The organism is Devosia sp. LC5 (assembly GCF_000735585.1).
GTDB lineage: Bacteria > Pseudomonadota > Alphaproteobacteria > Rhizobiales > Devosiaceae > Devosia.
This window is the reverse complement of record NZ_JNNO01000046.1, coordinates 37,091-51,718: the sequence shown is the minus strand read 5'-3', so window position 1 is coordinate 51,718 and position 14,628 is coordinate 37,091. Positions and strand designations below refer to the sequence as shown.

Sequence of the window (14,628 nt, the reverse complement as noted above, 5' to 3'; positions counted from 1 at the left end):
CTCCTATGAGGTTTGGTTGAGTTTGAGGGTTGAGCGCCAGGCCACGACCGCTAGGAGCGACGAGGCGCCCAGAGTGGCAGCGGCGAAGGCAAAGGTGCTCCACCATCCTGCCGTGTCGAACAGGACGCCGCCGAGGGCCGCGCCCATGGTGATAGCGAGTTGGATGATTGCGACCTGCAGACCGCCGCCGGCTTCGGCGTCATCGGCCAGATACCGGCTGAGCCAGGTGCCCCATCCAACAGGCGCAGCGGTGCCAAAGAGGCCCCATGCGACCAGCATGATCGCGGTTAAGACGGTCGAGGTTCCGAAGGCGATCAGCCCGAGGGCGATCGCGGCCATGACGAGCGGGATCGTGCCGACAATGCTGAACAGGCGGTTTTGCAGCAGCCTGCTGACCAGGTAAGTGCCGGCGACACCGGCAAGCCCCATCAGCAGGAGGAGCAGCGACAGGGTTGTCACGGGAACGCCCGTGACGGTTTCCAGAAATGGCCGAAGATAGGTGAAGAGCGCAAACTGGCCCATGAACAGCAGGAAGATCGAGGCCATGCCAAGGGCCACCTGCGAACGAAGCAGGAGCCGGAAGACATTGGGAGAGCTTTCGGCGCGTTCTGGTGGCAACGAGGGCAGCTTGACCCACTGCCAGAGCAGAGCCACGAGAGCGAGCGGCACGACCAGGAAGAAGGCGCCACGCCAGCCGATATAGTCACCAAGCAGGCTGCCGAGCGGTGCCGAAATCGTCGCCGCAATCGCGTTGCCCGCATTGATCATCGCGAGGCCTTTGGGCACCGAATCTGCCGGCACGAGGCGCATGACGATCGCCGTAGACATCGACCAGAAGCCGCCGATCGCGACGCCCAGCAGGGCGCGGCCTACCATGAGCACGGCATAATTGGGAGCGAAGGTGACGATCGCGGCGGATAAGACCAGGGATGCGGAGAAGGCGAGCAACACGACGCGGCGGTCGAGCTGGCGCGTCAGGCCCGAAATGAAGAGGCTTGTCACAACAGCGAACAGGCCCGAGATAGAGATCGCCTGCCCTGTCTGGCCTTCCGTTACGCCCAGCTCGGCCGCGATCGGCGTTAGAAGGCTCACCGGCATGAATTCAGACGCAATCAACACCGCTACGCAGAGCGACATCGACAGGACTGCGCTCCAGGCAGCGGGGTTCCGGACAAGGTTTTCATCGTAGGTAGCGGCTGAGTGCTGTGTCATGCCGCTGTAATTAAATGATGACCGCTTCCTCGATTAGTCCCAGCAATCGGCTAAGACTTATTGCATCCCGACATAAATCGAAGGATTATGCAGTATGAAGCGCGAAGATCTGATGGATATGCTCTGGTTCATGGCAGTTGCCGAAGAGCGAAGCTTTACCAAAGCGGCCGCCAGGCTCGGCACGTCGCAATCCACGCTGAGCCACACCATCAAGCGCCTTGAAACGCGAATGGGCATCAGACTTCTCACCCGCACCACCCGCAACGTGTCACCGACCGAAGCCGGCGAGAAGATATTGCGCTCTTTGGCGCCGCGAATTTCTGAGATCGAGCACGACATCGATGCCGTATTGGAGATCCGGGACAAGCCTTCCGGAACTGTGCGCATCACTCTTTCCGATCACGCCTTGGAAAGCGTTGTCTGGCCGAAGCTGCAGCCGGTTATGAAAGACTATCCCGACATCACGATCGAATTGAATGCTGACAATGGCTTCCGCAACATCGTCGAAGAGCGCTTCGATGCTGGCGTGCGTCTTGGCGAGAGCCTGGACAAGGATATGATCGCGGTACGGATCGGCCCCGACTGGCGATTGGTTGCCGTGGGATCGGCCGCCTATTTTGAGGCGCGTGGCACCCCACAGCATCCCCAGGAATTGGTTGGTCATAATTGCATCAACCAACGCCATATCAGGTCAGGAGGCCTCTATGCCTGGGAGTTCGAAAAAGAGGGGCGCGAGCTTCGAGTGCGAGTGGATGGGCAGTTCATTTTTAACAGCTCATATGCGCAGATTGCCGCTGCAAAAAGCGGCTACGGCATTGCCTATCTACCCGAGAACCTTGTGCTCGATGACATTGCGAGCGGCCGCCTCGTCCAGGTTCTTGATGACTGGTCGCCTTTTTTCCAAGGCTACTATTTATACTACCCCAGCAAGCGGCAAAATTCACCGGCGTTTTCGGTTGTCATGAACGCGCTGCGCATATAGGCCGGTGCCTTCAATCCGTGCCAGCAACTCATCCAGCACCCGTTCCCTGTCAGCGAAGCTGAAGATGGATCCGCGCCTCGTTAAATTCGCGGCGCTGGAAGCTGGAGTGAAACCTGCGTTTCAAAAGCCGCTCGTCAAAGGGATGTTCTATCTGAGGCGGGATACACACCGCCTTCGAAGGTGAGCCAGGTCATCTCGTTATAAAAGCCCCGCACCTGCGGGGCTTTTATTTTGTCAGCATGATCACGCAAGTGCTCTGTTGAGCCATACAAAAGCGAACAGCATCGTCATTTTGAGCCAAACCGAAGGGTGACATTGTTGATTTTACTAAAGAATTTTTACCGCAGTAAGCCAAATCTGTCGAACGCTAACAGCGCGCGCGTTCGGCGCTATAGTGAGGTGTGATTCACGGCCGGGTACCAATGATGCTGCTCCGCTTTCTGGGTGCCATATCCATTGCCTTCGTCCTGCTCGCTGCGCCCGGGCATGGGCAACAGCCGGCGCGCGACCTGTTTGGTGCGGTGACAAGTCCGACCGGCGGCCCCTCGGTGCCGATCGGCAGTTATGCCAAGGGCTGCATTGCCGGGGCGGTGCAATTGGCGGCGGATGGGCCGGGCTGGCAGGCCATGCGATTGTCGCGCGATCGCCGCTGGGGCGCGCCCGAGCTGGTCCACTATATCGGCGCGCTCGCGCAAATTGCGGCGCAGGATGGCTGGCCGGGCCTTTTGGTCGGCGATATGGGGCAGGCGCGCGGCGGACCGGCCAAAAGCGGGCACGCTTCCCATCAGATCGGACTCGATGTCGATCTCTGGCTGCAGCCCATGCCGGGCAACGCGCTGAGCGCCAAGGAACGCGAGGAACTATCCGCGATTTCGGTACTCAAGCCGGGCAGCCGCGATGTTGATCCAAGGCGGTTCGGCGAAGCCGAGCGCCTGCTGATCTATCGCGCGGCGCAATTGCCGGGTGTCGCCCGCATCTTCGTGGCGCCCGGCATAAAGCGCTCGCTCTGCGAGACAAGGTGGCGGGACCGCAGTTTTCTTGGCAAAATCCGCCCCTGGTATGGTCATGACGACCACATCCATGTCCGGCTTGCCTGCCCAACTGGGGCTTCGTCCTGCGTGGACCAGGACGTGGTGCCACCCGGAGACGGCTGCGGCACCGAGCTCGATTACTGGTTTACCGATGCTCCCTACCAGCCGAGCACCAGCCCGCCGGCCCCGCCGCTGACGCTGGCGGATTTGCCCCAGGCCTGCACAGCTGTCCTCCGGGCAAAATGAGGGCGTTTGGCTCTTGCCTCGACTCCGGATTTGGGCCGATCTTCAAATGAACGGCATCGCTCCAGCGATGTGCAGATGCAGAGGAGAAAAACAGTGCTGAAGAATAAAGTGATCCTGGCGGCGTCCGCCCTGGTGCTGGCCATGGGCACGGTGCCGGCCAGCGCCCAGGTGGTGCTGACTGCCAGTTCCGAACAGACCACGACCTGGGTGCGCAATTTCAATCCGTTCAACCAGACCTCTGCCCGCGCCACCACCAAGGATTTCATCTACGAGCCGCTGGCCATCTTCAATCGGCTGGCCGGCAACAAGTGGGAATATCGCCTCGCGGAAAGTTTCGAACTGGCGGACGATCTCAAATCGATCAGCTTTACCCTGCGCGACGGGCTCAAATGGTCCGATGGCGAACCCATCACCGTCGATGACGTGGTGTTCACCTATGATTACCTCAAGAAGTTCCCGGCGCTCGATTTCAACTCGGTGGCGCCGCTGATGCAATCGGTGGAAAAGGTCGACGAGCGCACGGTCCGCTTCAACCTGGTGCAGCCCAATTCGCTGATCGCCACCACCATCGTGGCCATGCCGATCGTACCCGAGCACATCTGGAGCGATATCGCCGATCCGGTCACCTTCGCCAATGAGACCCCGGTCGGCTCGGGCCCCCTCACCGAGATCACCCGCTTCACGCCCCAGGTCTACGAGCAATGCCGCAATCCCAATTACTGGGATGCGGAGAGCCTGAAGGTCGATTGCATGCGGCTGCCCCAGCTGGCCGACAATCCGCAGGTCCTTTCGGCCCTCGCCGATGGCACCCTCGATTGGGCGACCAGCTTCATTCCCGATATCGACAATACATTCGTGGCCAAGGACCCCGAACACAACAAATACTGGTTCCTGCCCTCGAGCCTGGTCGCGTTTACGCTCAACCTCGAAAGCCCCGACGAGAACAACAGGAAAGCCTTCAACGACGTGAATTTCCGCCGTGCGGTCAGCATGCTGATCGACCGGCAGACCATTATCGACATTGCCGGCTACGGCTATCCGGTGATCAACGAAGACCCCTCCATGCTGGGCGAATTCTACAAGGCCTTCGGCAATCCCGAAGTCGCCACCCAGTTCGGCCAATATGGCAAGTTCGACCTCGATGCCGGCGTGGCTCTGCTCGAGACCTCGGGTTATGTCGACAAGGATGGCGATGGCTTCCGCGACAATCCCGACGGCACGCCAATCAGCATCGACATCGAAATCCCCAATGGCTGGACAGACTGGATCGACGCCACTCAGATCGCCATCGAGACGTTGAAAGAGGCGGGCCTGAACGTAAAGATGAGCACACCCGAGGAATCGGTCTGGGCCTCCGACCTGATCGGCGCGAAATATTCCATGTCGCTCAACGCGATAGGGTCGTCCGCCAATCCGTACTTCCCCTATATTCGCTCGTTCAACCCCGCCGACTTCGGCAAGAGCCGGACCTCGGCCCAGCGTTGGACCGATCCTGAAGTGGTCGAAATGCTCAACAAATATACCCAGGTGAAGGACCCGGCCGAGCAGAAGTCGATCATGGACGCCATCCAGCTCAAGGTAGCGGAGGCCATGCCGGTGATCCCCGTCTACAACAGCCCCTCCTTCTACCAGTACAGCACCAAGCGCTTCACCGGCTGGGCTAGCGCGGAAAATCCCATCGTTTCGCCGGTGATTTCCAATGCCAATCCGGGCCGCCTGCTCCAGCTGCTGGCACTGCGGCCGGTCGCGCAATAGCCTCAACTGAACACAAGCGAGGACGCGCTAACGCGCGTTCTCGGCTCAGGGACGTCGAAACGCCGTCGGTTCACCGCCACCCATGCGGCTGATGCGCGCAATGGCCTCGGCCAGAGGCTCGACGGCCACGGCCATGTGCCAGCTATTGGCGTGGATGATGTCAGCCTGGTTGATCATCATCGCCACATGGCCGCGCCAGAAAACCAGGTCGCCGCGCGCCAGTGTCTCGATGGGCTCGCCCATTCCCGCCTGCTGGTCGCTGTCGCGCGGGCAGGTCCTTCCGCTGGCGTAGAATGCCTGTTGCACCAGCCCGGAACAGTCGAGCCCCAGGCTCTCGCGTCCGCCCCAGAGATAGGGTGTGCCCACGAAGCGCTCGGCGACGGCCACATAATCGGTCTCGGCCTGGTCGATGGGCGCCAGGTGCTCCTCTACAAACCAGCCGCCCGCCGTCTTTACGAAGCGCCCCTCCTGCCCCTCGGCGGCAATCATGGCATTCATGGAATAGAGCCCGCTGGGCACGGCCTTTATGCTGGGCGCGCTGAAGGCATAGCTGCGAAGCACCCGCACCCAGTGGGTCGGCGCGCTGGAGACCGCGCCCAGCGCCACGGCCTCGACATAGCCGACATAGCCGTCGCGCTTGGCCTGCCCGAAGGCCCAGCCATCCGCCTCGTCCAGCACCTCGAACAGTTCGCCAAACAGCACTTGATCAAGCTGCTCGGCACCAAGCGACGGCGCGCGGCGCAAGGAGGCCGACGGCACCGTCGTCTGGCGCATATTGGTGTCGACATAGCGGGTGGCCGGGACGATCCCTTCCAGCGATCGGGCAGCAATCCCGTCGCGGGCCAGGGTCAGGCGGGGATCAGGCAAAGCGGGCCCTCGACATGGTATAAATGGCTCGCTGGCTCGTCATGAAGACGTGATTGCACATGCGCGGACGCTAGCTCAACAATCGCATTCTGTCACTGCCAGCCACGACGAGCCATATCAGACCAACCTCAAATCTTGTCGCGCACCCGGTTGTGGATTTCGGCCACTTCGGGGGTCATCGCGTCGCCGAATGCGTCCATTTCGAACATCGGCCGGATTTCGAGCACGCCGCCACCTTCCATTGGATTAGGGCAACGCCGCGCCCAGGCCACGGCTTCGTCCATGTCCTTGACCTCCCAGATCCAGAAACCGGCCACCAATTCCTTGGTTTCGGTGAAGGGGCCATCAATGACCGTGCGACTGGAACCGTCAAACAGGATGCGCTTGCCCTTTTTGGAGGGCTGCAATCCTTCACCGGCTTTCATGATGCCCGCCTCGGCCAGCTGTTCATTGAACTTGCCCATGGCTTCGAGCATTTCCGTGGTGGGCATTACCCCTTCTTCGCTGTCTTGGTTGGCCTTGACAAAAACTATGACACGCATTTTTCCGTCTCCTCTGTCATGCCGGATTGTTCCGGCTTCAACCACACGACGAACAGCATGGCCAGGATTCGACACAGAGCAAGCGCCCTACTCCCGCCACGCCAGCAAATCACTTATATGAGTGGCACCATCCGCGAGTGATCAGCCCCGTGACCGAACAATTTCTCATCGAGCGCCCAACCTTCCATCCGGCGACGGGCCAGGCCGTTTTCACCTATGGCCTGGGCGGCAAGAGCTTTACCGAAAGCCTGACCCTGCCCCCTGCCGATGCGGAAAAGGCCACTAGCCCCGCTTTCGCCAAGCTGCTCGATCTGACCGCCATTGTGCTGGGCGTCAGCTATTTCAAGCTGCGCGCGCCATTCGAGATCGTCGCGCCCAATATCGCGCTGAGCGAAGCCGAGCGCGCCTTTGCTATCGACGTCTATGAGAACGGGTTGGGTGAATTCTATGCCCGCAATAATCTGGCTCGCTTCGGCAAGCTCACCATTTCGGCCCCCCATAATGCCGAAGCCATCAAGCCGATTGTCGCCCTGCCCGACCGTGCTTTGCTGCCCATTGGCGGGGGCAAGGATTCGTTGGTCAGCGTTGACCTGCTGACCGCTGTCGGGCTCGATTTCACGCCCTTTGCCGTCAATCCCAAGGGCCCGATCGTCACCTCGGTCGACAAGATCGGCATCCAGCCGGTCTATGTCACCCGCACGCTCGACGCCGAGATGATCCGGCTCTCCAAGGAACCGGGCTATTACAATGGCCATGTCCCCTCCACCGCGATCAATTCCATGATCGCCGCGCTCTGCGCCGTACTGTTCGGCTTCAACCAGATCGTGCTGTCCAATGAGCGCTCGGCCAGCGAGGGCAATGTCACCTTCGACGGCCGCGAGACCAATCACCAATATTCCAAATCCCTTGGCTTCGAGCTGCTGATTGCCTCCATCCTGTCCGACGCTACCGGGGGAGCACTCAAATATTACTCGCTGCTCCGCCCCTATTCGGAGGCGCGGATCGCCTCGCTCTTCACCCACGAAACCAAGTTCGATCGGGTGTTTTCCAGCTGCAACCGCAATTTCCGGCTCACCGGCAATGACGGTCCGCTCTGGTGCGGGGAATGCCCGAAATGCCATTTCGTCTTCCTGATCTTTGCCCCGTTCATGGCCAAGGATCGCCTGCTGTCGATCTTCGGCAAGAACCTGCTGGACAACCTCGATAACGAAGCCTCATTCCGCGAACTCTCGGGCCTTGCCGGACAAAAGCCTTGGGAATGCGTGGGCGAAATCCTCGAAGCTGCAGCGTGCCTCTATACGCTCACCCGCCATGCCGATTGGCATGAGGCGGCTGTGGTGCGCGCGGTCAAGGCGGACCTGTTTGCCCAATATGGCGAGCCCAAGCTGCAGGCCGCCATGGCCGAATGCCTGACCGATAGCCATGACCATCACATCCCCCCGGCGCTTGCCGCCAAGGTGGCCGCCTATGCGGTTTGAAGAACCCGTTCTGCTCTATGGCGCGGGCCGCGAGGCCATTTCCACCGCCGCCTTCCTTAAGGCGCGCCAGCCCGAGCTCAAGCTCTATGTGACGGTCGATAGCGGGCAGGCCGACATTCCCGGCGCCGAGCAGATTGCGGCTGACGAGCTGGGCATGGCCATCCGCGACCATAGCTTCGGCCTCATCGTCAAAAGCCCGGGCGTGTCGCTCTATAAGCCGGTCTTCGATATCGCTCGCCATTCCGGCATTCCGGTGACGTCCAACCTCAACCTTTGGGGCGCCACCTATCGCCATGGCCGCACCGTGATCGCGATAACCGGCACCAAGGGCAAATCGACCACCGCCACGCTGACCCATCTGATGCTGGCCCGCTCGGGGATCGATGCGGGGCTGGCGGGCAATGTCGGTGTCGCTCCGCTCGATATTGCCGGCCGGCATCCCGTCGTCATCTTCGAATTGTCGAGCTACCAGACCGCCGATATGAATTTCCTGCCCGACATCGCGGCCGTCACCAATCTTTATCCCGAGCATGTCGATTGGCACGGCTCGGTGGACCGCTATTTCCACGACAAGCTGCACCTGATCGATCGCGACGGCAGCTTTCCGGTGGCTTTGGGCGCCGGCGCCAAGGGCAATGCGCTGGTCGCCCATGCCGTTCGCGATCACCGTCGCCTGCTGCGCGAGCTGACGCCGGACGAGCTGACGGCCATCGACAAGGCCGCCATCGGCTCGCGCCTCAAGGGTAGCCACAATGTCGACAATGCCCGCCTCGCCGCCCAGATCGCCCTGGCCGCCGGAGCGAGTATTGAGGGCGTGGTGGCCGGGATTGCGGCTTTCGTGCCCCTGCCCCATCGGCTGGAGGAACATCAGTTCGGCGGCACCATTTTCGTCAATGACTCGATCTCGACCACGCCCGAAGCCACCAAGGCGGCGCTCGCCGCCTATAAGGGTTTCCGCATTGCCCTGATCGCCGGCGGGCATGAGCGCGAGCAGGACTATACCGAATTGGCGAGCCTTCTTGCCGGCTATGGCGTGACGACGCTGGCCTGCCTGCCCGTCACCGGCGCCCGCCTCGCTGCGGCAGCCAGAGCGGCCGCACCCGATATCACCGTACTGGCCCAACCGGACCTCGCCAGCGCCATGCAGACGCTGCACGCTTGCCGCCAGCGATTCGACGCGGTCATCCTCTCGCCGGGGGCGCCGTCCTATAACCAGTTCAAGAATTTCGAGGAACGTGGAGTACGATTTGTGGGCCTCGCACAAGCCATCTTTGGCCAGCCGGAAGCAAAGAAGCCCGATTTGCGGGACCTCAGCCGCGCCATAGATTAGCAGCCACATCCCTCAAGCTCCTGGAGCGGCCATGCCCGGTCTGATCTATCTCACCATCGCCATTGTCGGCGAGGTGATCGCCACGTCCTTCCTGCGCGCCTCGGCCGGCTTCACCCAGCTCGTCCCCACAATCGTGGTGGTGGTCGGCTATGGCATCACCTTCTATTTCTTCTCGCTGGCGCTGCAGACCATTCCTGTCGGCATCGGCTACGCCATCTGGTCGGGTGTCGGCATCGTGCTGGTCTCGATCATCGCCTATTTCGTCTATGGGCAGACGCTGGACCTGCCCGCTTTGATCGGCATCGGCCTGATCCTGGCCGGGGTGCTGGTGATCAACCTGTTCTCGCAATCATCGGCGCATTGATCAGAACGCGGCATTGAGCGACGCGGGTGACACGCCCGCCGCCGCCAATGTCGCGCCGATCCGGCCCAATAGGCCCGCATCGCTGATACGCTTGCGCAATTGCGGCAACACGCCCGCCGCCCGGAAACTGGCAATCTCGAGCACTTGCGGCAGGTAGCGATTGACCACCGCACTGTTCCCGGCCTCCTGCGCCGCCATGATCGCCAGCACCGGCCCCAGTTCGCGATCGGCCGCAGCATAGATTTCGGCATAGGCAATGGCGGTGGGAAAGTCCCGGTCTCGCAGCGCCGCCAGAGCCGGCACGCCAAAATACCAGGCTGGCGGATTGGGCGCACCGGTTATCGCTTGCCCGGCCAGCGATCCCGCTTTTTCGAGGTTCCCGCCAAAGGCCAATACCCGCGCATAGCCCGCCAAGGCATCGGCGCTGGCCGGATTGAGCTGCACCGCCGAGCCGAACGCAGTCTCCGCCCGGTCCTGCTCGCCTATGCCCTCAAACAGCCGCGCCTGCTGCTCCCAGACAAAGGCGCTGACCGGTGCGGCGGCGATGGCCATTTCTATGCCCGTTTGCGCCATGCGATAGTTCTCCACGCTGCCCGCGCCATTTCCTGTTTCCGCGATCAGGCTCGCCACTGCGGCCAGCACGCCCGCCGCGCCGCTTTCGCCATCGGGCAGGCCGGCAAAGCACAGCTTGGCGCGCTCGCCCGCCTCGGAGCTGCCCGTATCGCGATACAGATCGAAGGCAACCCGGCAGAGATAGAGATTTTCATTGCCCGCCAGCGGCACACCGGAGGCAAGAAATTGCCGCGCCGCTGTATGCACCGGCCCCCTTGTGCTGCCCAGCACCAAACTCAGCCGCCGCGAGACTTCATCGAGCGCCAGCGGTTCGCTGGCCTGCGCCACCGGCAGCGAAATCACCTGGCTCCAGACAATGTCGCTGGTGCGGGTATCGGTGAGGATGGCGCTATATTGCACCGCATCGGCCTCCACCCGCGCAATGCCGCTCAGCGCAAAGCCGACGGGGACCGGGGCAGCATCGAGCGAACCGAGGCCGTCGTCGTAATACAGATCCATGGTCTCGAAGGCATCAAGATCGGTGACCAATTCGATGGCCAGGCCCGAAACCGACAACGGACTGCGCCCCTGCCCAATCAGATTCTGGAATTCCGACACACCCATGCTGGGCCGCTGCACCGCGCCGGCCACCGAACTCTGCCCATCCTGGCGCGGTTGCCCGCCGGACAGCCAAAAGGCAAGCGCCCCTGCGCCAAGCGCGATCACCGCCAGCACGGACCAAAGGATTATGCCGCCGCGCGGCGGCGCAACAGGCGGAACCTTAGCCGGGGCAATCGGCGTTTCAGGCGGCGCATCGGCCAGATGGAATTCAGGCACATAGCGCCCGACCGGCAGCAAAATCCGCACCGGCTCGGTCGCGCCCGGCCCTTGATAATAGCTATCGAGCAAGGCCCGCAGCCGCCGCGCCTGCACGCGCACGATCGGATCCACCTGTGGGTCAAAATCGGCGGGCCGGCCAAATACATCGACAGCGATGGAATAGGCCTTGATGGCCTGCTGCTCGCCATTCAGCGTGCGCTCTACGATATAGCTGGCAAACCTGGCCAGCTGCGGCGAACGCGCGATTTCGGGCCACTCGAGCAGATGATCGAGAGCCGAAACGATCTGGTCGCGCTCTGGCACAGGACGAAGAACAGCACACCTCCCGAAAAACGGGCGTGATTGTGTGCCTTTACATGTAAAACGCAAGCGAATGTTACCCGGGTATTACCCCGTTTTGCCTGTTTCCCCGCCCCCGCTTCACGCATAGCCAGCCCGTCAGCGCTCCGTTGAAGCGTGACCTGGTTTGCGGTGATGCGGCGTCTCCGCGGACATTCTTGACCATGCAGGACTAGCTCGGCCCTCCGTTCCCCGACGGTGTGGCCGATTCTCTTTTGTTTCTGGATGCGAAACCCGTGTCCAGCTCAATTGGCATGCAATCCCTGCGTCCACAGGTTGCATGCCACGGCGGGAAGGAATGCTGCAGGATCTGCCTTCGGGCCGGCCTTGCATTCCCAAGCTCCCTTCCCGCCATTTACTCCCCCTCCGGCAGCTTGCACCTGCGCCGGAGCGGCGTGCCGGCCCTACTCCAAGGGGGCTTGGCAACAGGGCGCGGTCGCGACACCTCCCGGTCGCTGATCGTACGGGGGGAGAAGCAGGATCGGCAGCGCGCATGTCCCTCGGCGCGCACCATCAATCTCCATCTGCTTCTCCCCGCGGCCCTTTGGCAGCAGGATTTTGCGCATCGCGCCCCACCACATGATGGGCAAAGGCCCGCAACACGGCCAGGATCATCACCGCCAGCACCGCTACGCCCAGCGCGATAAGGTAATAGCCCAAGGCCACCGCAACACCGACGGCGCCCGCCAGCCACATGCCGGCGCCCGTGGTCAGCCCCTGCACGCCGCCACCGCGCCGGAAAATCGCCCCGGCGCCAAGAAAGGCGATGCCCGCGGTCACCGCCTCGACGGCGCGGATCGGATCGGGATTGGAATGCCCCTCGCCCTGGATGGTGTGGAATATCTCGAACGCCAGGATCGTGAACAGCGTGGCCGCCACCGCGATCAGGATATGCGTGCGCAGCCCGGCCTCGGCCGTGTTCCACTCCCGCTCGAACCCGATCATGGCGCCCAGAATGGCCGCGATCACCAGGCGAATGGCAATGATGTGCTGGGGAAGATAAGTATCGACGAATCCGACGGCGTTGCCGACATCCATTGCAATGGCCCTTGTTGTGACGCTGCCGTCACAACCGGAAGACCGCTCCTTGGGTTCCGCGCTCAGACCGTCTTGAGCCAGCCGCCATCGACGAAATAGGTCGAGCCGGTCGAATAGCTCGCCTTGTCCGAACACATGAAGACAAAGAAGTTCGCCAATTCCTCAGGCGTCGCAAAGCGCTTCATGCCGCCCGCCTCGTCAGCCACGCCCTGCAAATGTGCCTGCCAGCCATCTTCGCCCGCAATCTGCTTGGCGGTCTTGATCCAATCGGGCGTCAGCACCAGACCCGGGTTGATGGTGTTGACGCGGATATTGTCGCCGACCACTTCATTGGCCAGCGTCTTGGAAAACATCATCAGGGCCGCTTTGGTGGTGTTGTAGATCGGCTCATACCACAGCGGCTGCACCGCACAGATCGAGGCATTGTGCAGCACCACGCCACCGCCGCGCTGTTTCATGCCCGGCACCAGCCCCCGCGCCAGCCGCACGGCGGCCATCACATGCAGGTCCCAATAATATTGCCACTTGGCGTCGTCGGCCTCGGCAATGGTCTCGTTCGAGCCGGTCCCGGCATTGTTGATCAGGATATCGGCCCCGCCAAACGCCTTGGCCGTGCCCTTGATCACCGCCTCGCAGCCTTCGGCGGTGGCCACATCGGCGCTGATGGCGGTGGCGATAATGCCGAACCTGTCGGCGACGCTAGCTGCCGCATCATCGCCCCGCCGCTTGTCGCGACCAACCAGCACCAGGTTAACCCCCTCGGCCGCCAGCCCCTCGGCGACAGCCAGCCCAATGCCCACCGTACCGCCGGTGATGACAGCGACCTTGTCGCGCAGATTTAGATCCATGTTGTCCTCGCTCCCTGAGACCTCATGGTGAGCTTGTCGAACCACGAGGTCGGGCACAGCTATCTCGCCACGACCTCGTCCTTCGACAGGCTCAGGATGAGGTCTACTGGCTCTATTTCGCTACCGCGCCACCCTGATCTGCAGCTTCACATCACTCGGCCGCGCTTCAACGGCGCGATCAAACGCCTTGATCGAATCCTCGAAGGCGAACGTTTCGGAAATCAGCGGCTTCAAATCCACCTTGCCCGAGGCGAATAGCGCGATGGCGCGGTCATATTGATGGGCATAGCGGAACACGTTTTCGATCCGCAGCTCCTTGGTCGACGCCCCGGCGATATCCACCGCCACCGGATCGACCGGCAGGCCGACCACCACGATAGCGCCGCCCGGGCGCGGCAGGTCCATAATTGTTTTCCAGGCATGGGGCGAACCTGAGCATTCGAACACCACATCGGCGCCCCAGCCATCGGTCAGCCGCGCGACCTCCTCGACGATATTCTTCTCGCTTATATTGACCGGGATGACGCCCTGATAGCGCGCCGCAATATCGAGCTTGGGCTGGGCCAGATCGGCCACGATCACCCGCGCGCAACCGCCAGCCAAAGCCGCAATCGCCACCATGGTGCCAATCGGCCCGGCGCCCAGCACCACCGCCGTATCGCCGGGCGTGATCCTGGCCTTGGTCGCCGCCTGCATGCCCACGGCGAAGGGCTCAACCATGGCGCCTTCGGCAAAGCTGACATTGTCGGGCAGCTTGAACGTGTAATTGGCCGGGTGCACGACCTCGGGCGTCAGCACGCCATGAATGGGCGGCGTCGCCCAGAAGCGCACGGCGGGATCGACATTATACATGCCCAGCCGGCTGGCCCGCGAATTGGCATCGGGAATGCCCGGCTCCATGCAAACGCGGTCACCCACCCTCAGATTGGTCACGCCCGCCCCGATTTCGGTAACGGTCCCCGCCGCTTCATGCCCCAGCACCATGGGCGCATTGACCACGAACGGCCCGATCTTGCCATGGGTGTAATAATGCACATCCGAGCCGCAGACGCCCACGGTATGGATGGCAATCCTGACCATGCCCGGCCCCACATCGAGCGGCAGATCGATATCGCGCAGCGCCAATTCATGCTGGCGTTCAAGAACAAGGGCGCGGACTTTGGTCATGGGACAGATCCGTAAACTGGCTGGTTGGCATTGCGAT

Annotated in this window: 13 protein-coding genes; 6 read left to right on the top strand and 7 right to left on the bottom strand. The window is 62.0% G+C overall.

Annotated elements, in window-relative coordinates; translation table 11 throughout:
- Positions 1 to 3 precede the first annotated feature (3 nt).
- Positions 4 to 1,212 carry an MFS transporter gene (locus FF80_RS19335; protein ID WP_035103350.1) on the bottom strand — a complete coding sequence of 403 codons (1,209 nt, stop codon included), beginning with the start codon at positions 1,210 to 1,212 and terminating at the stop codon, positions 4 to 6.
- A 94-nt stretch (positions 1,213 to 1,306) separates the two neighbouring features.
- On the opposite strand from FF80_RS19335, the gene FF80_RS19330 reads away from it, so the two are divergent.
- From FF80_RS19330 to FF80_RS19320, 3 genes are all read left to right on the top strand, one after another.
- On the top strand, positions 1,307 to 2,194 hold the full coding sequence (locus FF80_RS19330; protein WP_035103348.1) for a LysR family transcriptional regulator: 888 nt from the start codon (positions 1,307 to 1,309) through the stop codon (positions 2,192 to 2,194).
- A gap of 425 nt (positions 2,195 to 2,619) precedes the next feature.
- Positions 2,620 to 3,471, top strand: coding sequence for a penicillin-insensitive murein endopeptidase (gene mepA, locus FF80_RS19325; protein ID WP_244445834.1), 852 nt, complete (start codon positions 2,620 to 2,622; stop codon positions 3,469 to 3,471).
- A 141-nt stretch (positions 3,472 to 3,612) separates the two neighbouring features.
- The gene (locus FF80_RS19320) at positions 3,613 to 5,226 is read left to right on the top strand and encodes an ABC transporter substrate-binding protein (protein WP_244445841.1); all 1,614 of its coding nucleotides are present in this window, start codon (positions 3,613 to 3,615) and stop codon (positions 5,224 to 5,226) included.
- A 45-nt stretch (positions 5,227 to 5,271) separates the two neighbouring features.
- On the opposite strand, the gene FF80_RS19315 is transcribed toward FF80_RS19320, so the two are convergent.
- Positions 5,272 to 6,093 (bottom strand): NlpC/P60 family protein, encoded by an 822-nt coding sequence (locus FF80_RS19315; protein WP_035103343.1) that lies wholly within the window; start codon positions 6,091 to 6,093, stop codon positions 5,272 to 5,274.
- A gap of 128 nt (positions 6,094 to 6,221) precedes the next feature.
- Entirely contained in the window at positions 6,222 to 6,635 is a 414-nt protein-coding gene (locus FF80_RS19310; protein WP_035103341.1) for a YciI family protein, read from the bottom strand.
- A 149-nt stretch (positions 6,636 to 6,784) separates the two neighbouring features.
- Between FF80_RS19310 and FF80_RS19305 the strand changes: the two genes are divergently transcribed.
- Genes FF80_RS19305 through FF80_RS19295 form a run of 3 tightly spaced genes read left to right on the top strand, consistent with a single transcriptional unit; the run spans position 6,785 to position 9,807 of the window.
- The gene (locus tag FF80_RS19305) at positions 6,785 to 8,113 is read left to right on the top strand and encodes an endonuclease domain-containing protein (protein WP_152558439.1); all 1,329 of its coding nucleotides are present in this window, start codon (positions 6,785 to 6,787) and stop codon (positions 8,111 to 8,113) included.
- A complete protein-coding gene (murD, locus tag FF80_RS19300; protein ID WP_035103339.1) occupies positions 8,103 to 9,443 on the top strand; it encodes a UDP-N-acetylmuramoyl-L-alanine--D-glutamate ligase in 1,341 nt (446 codons plus the stop codon). Before FF80_RS19305 ends, murD begins: the two co-directional genes overlap by 11 nt.
- Positions 9,444 to 9,474: 31 nt before the next feature.
- Positions 9,475 to 9,807, top strand: coding sequence for an SMR family transporter (locus FF80_RS19295; protein WP_035103336.1), 333 nt, complete (start codon positions 9,475 to 9,477; stop codon positions 9,805 to 9,807).
- Here FF80_RS19295 and FF80_RS19290 read toward each other — a convergent pair whose 3' ends face one another.
- The 4 genes from FF80_RS19290 to FF80_RS19275 form a co-directional block, all read right to left on the bottom strand.
- The gene (locus FF80_RS19290; protein ID WP_035103334.1) at positions 9,808 to 11,502 is read right to left on the bottom strand and encodes a hypothetical protein; all 1,695 of its coding nucleotides are present in this window, start codon (positions 11,500 to 11,502) and stop codon (positions 9,808 to 9,810) included. It lies immediately after the preceding gene.
- A 549-nt stretch (positions 11,503 to 12,051) separates the two neighbouring features.
- A complete protein-coding gene (locus FF80_RS19285; protein ID WP_052153778.1) occupies positions 12,052 to 12,576 on the bottom strand; it encodes an MgtC/SapB family protein in 525 nt (174 codons plus the stop codon).
- 62 nt (positions 12,577 to 12,638) lie between these two features.
- Positions 12,639 to 13,424, bottom strand: coding sequence for an SDR family oxidoreductase (locus tag FF80_RS19280; RefSeq protein WP_035103332.1), 786 nt, complete (start codon positions 13,422 to 13,424; stop codon positions 12,639 to 12,641).
- 120 nt (positions 13,425 to 13,544) lie between these two features.
- Complete coding sequence (locus tag FF80_RS19275; protein ID WP_035103330.1) at positions 13,545 to 14,591, bottom strand: NAD(P)-dependent alcohol dehydrogenase; 1,047 nt, start codon at positions 14,589 to 14,591, stop codon at positions 13,545 to 13,547.
- Between the last annotated feature and the right edge of the window lie 37 nt (positions 14,592 to 14,628).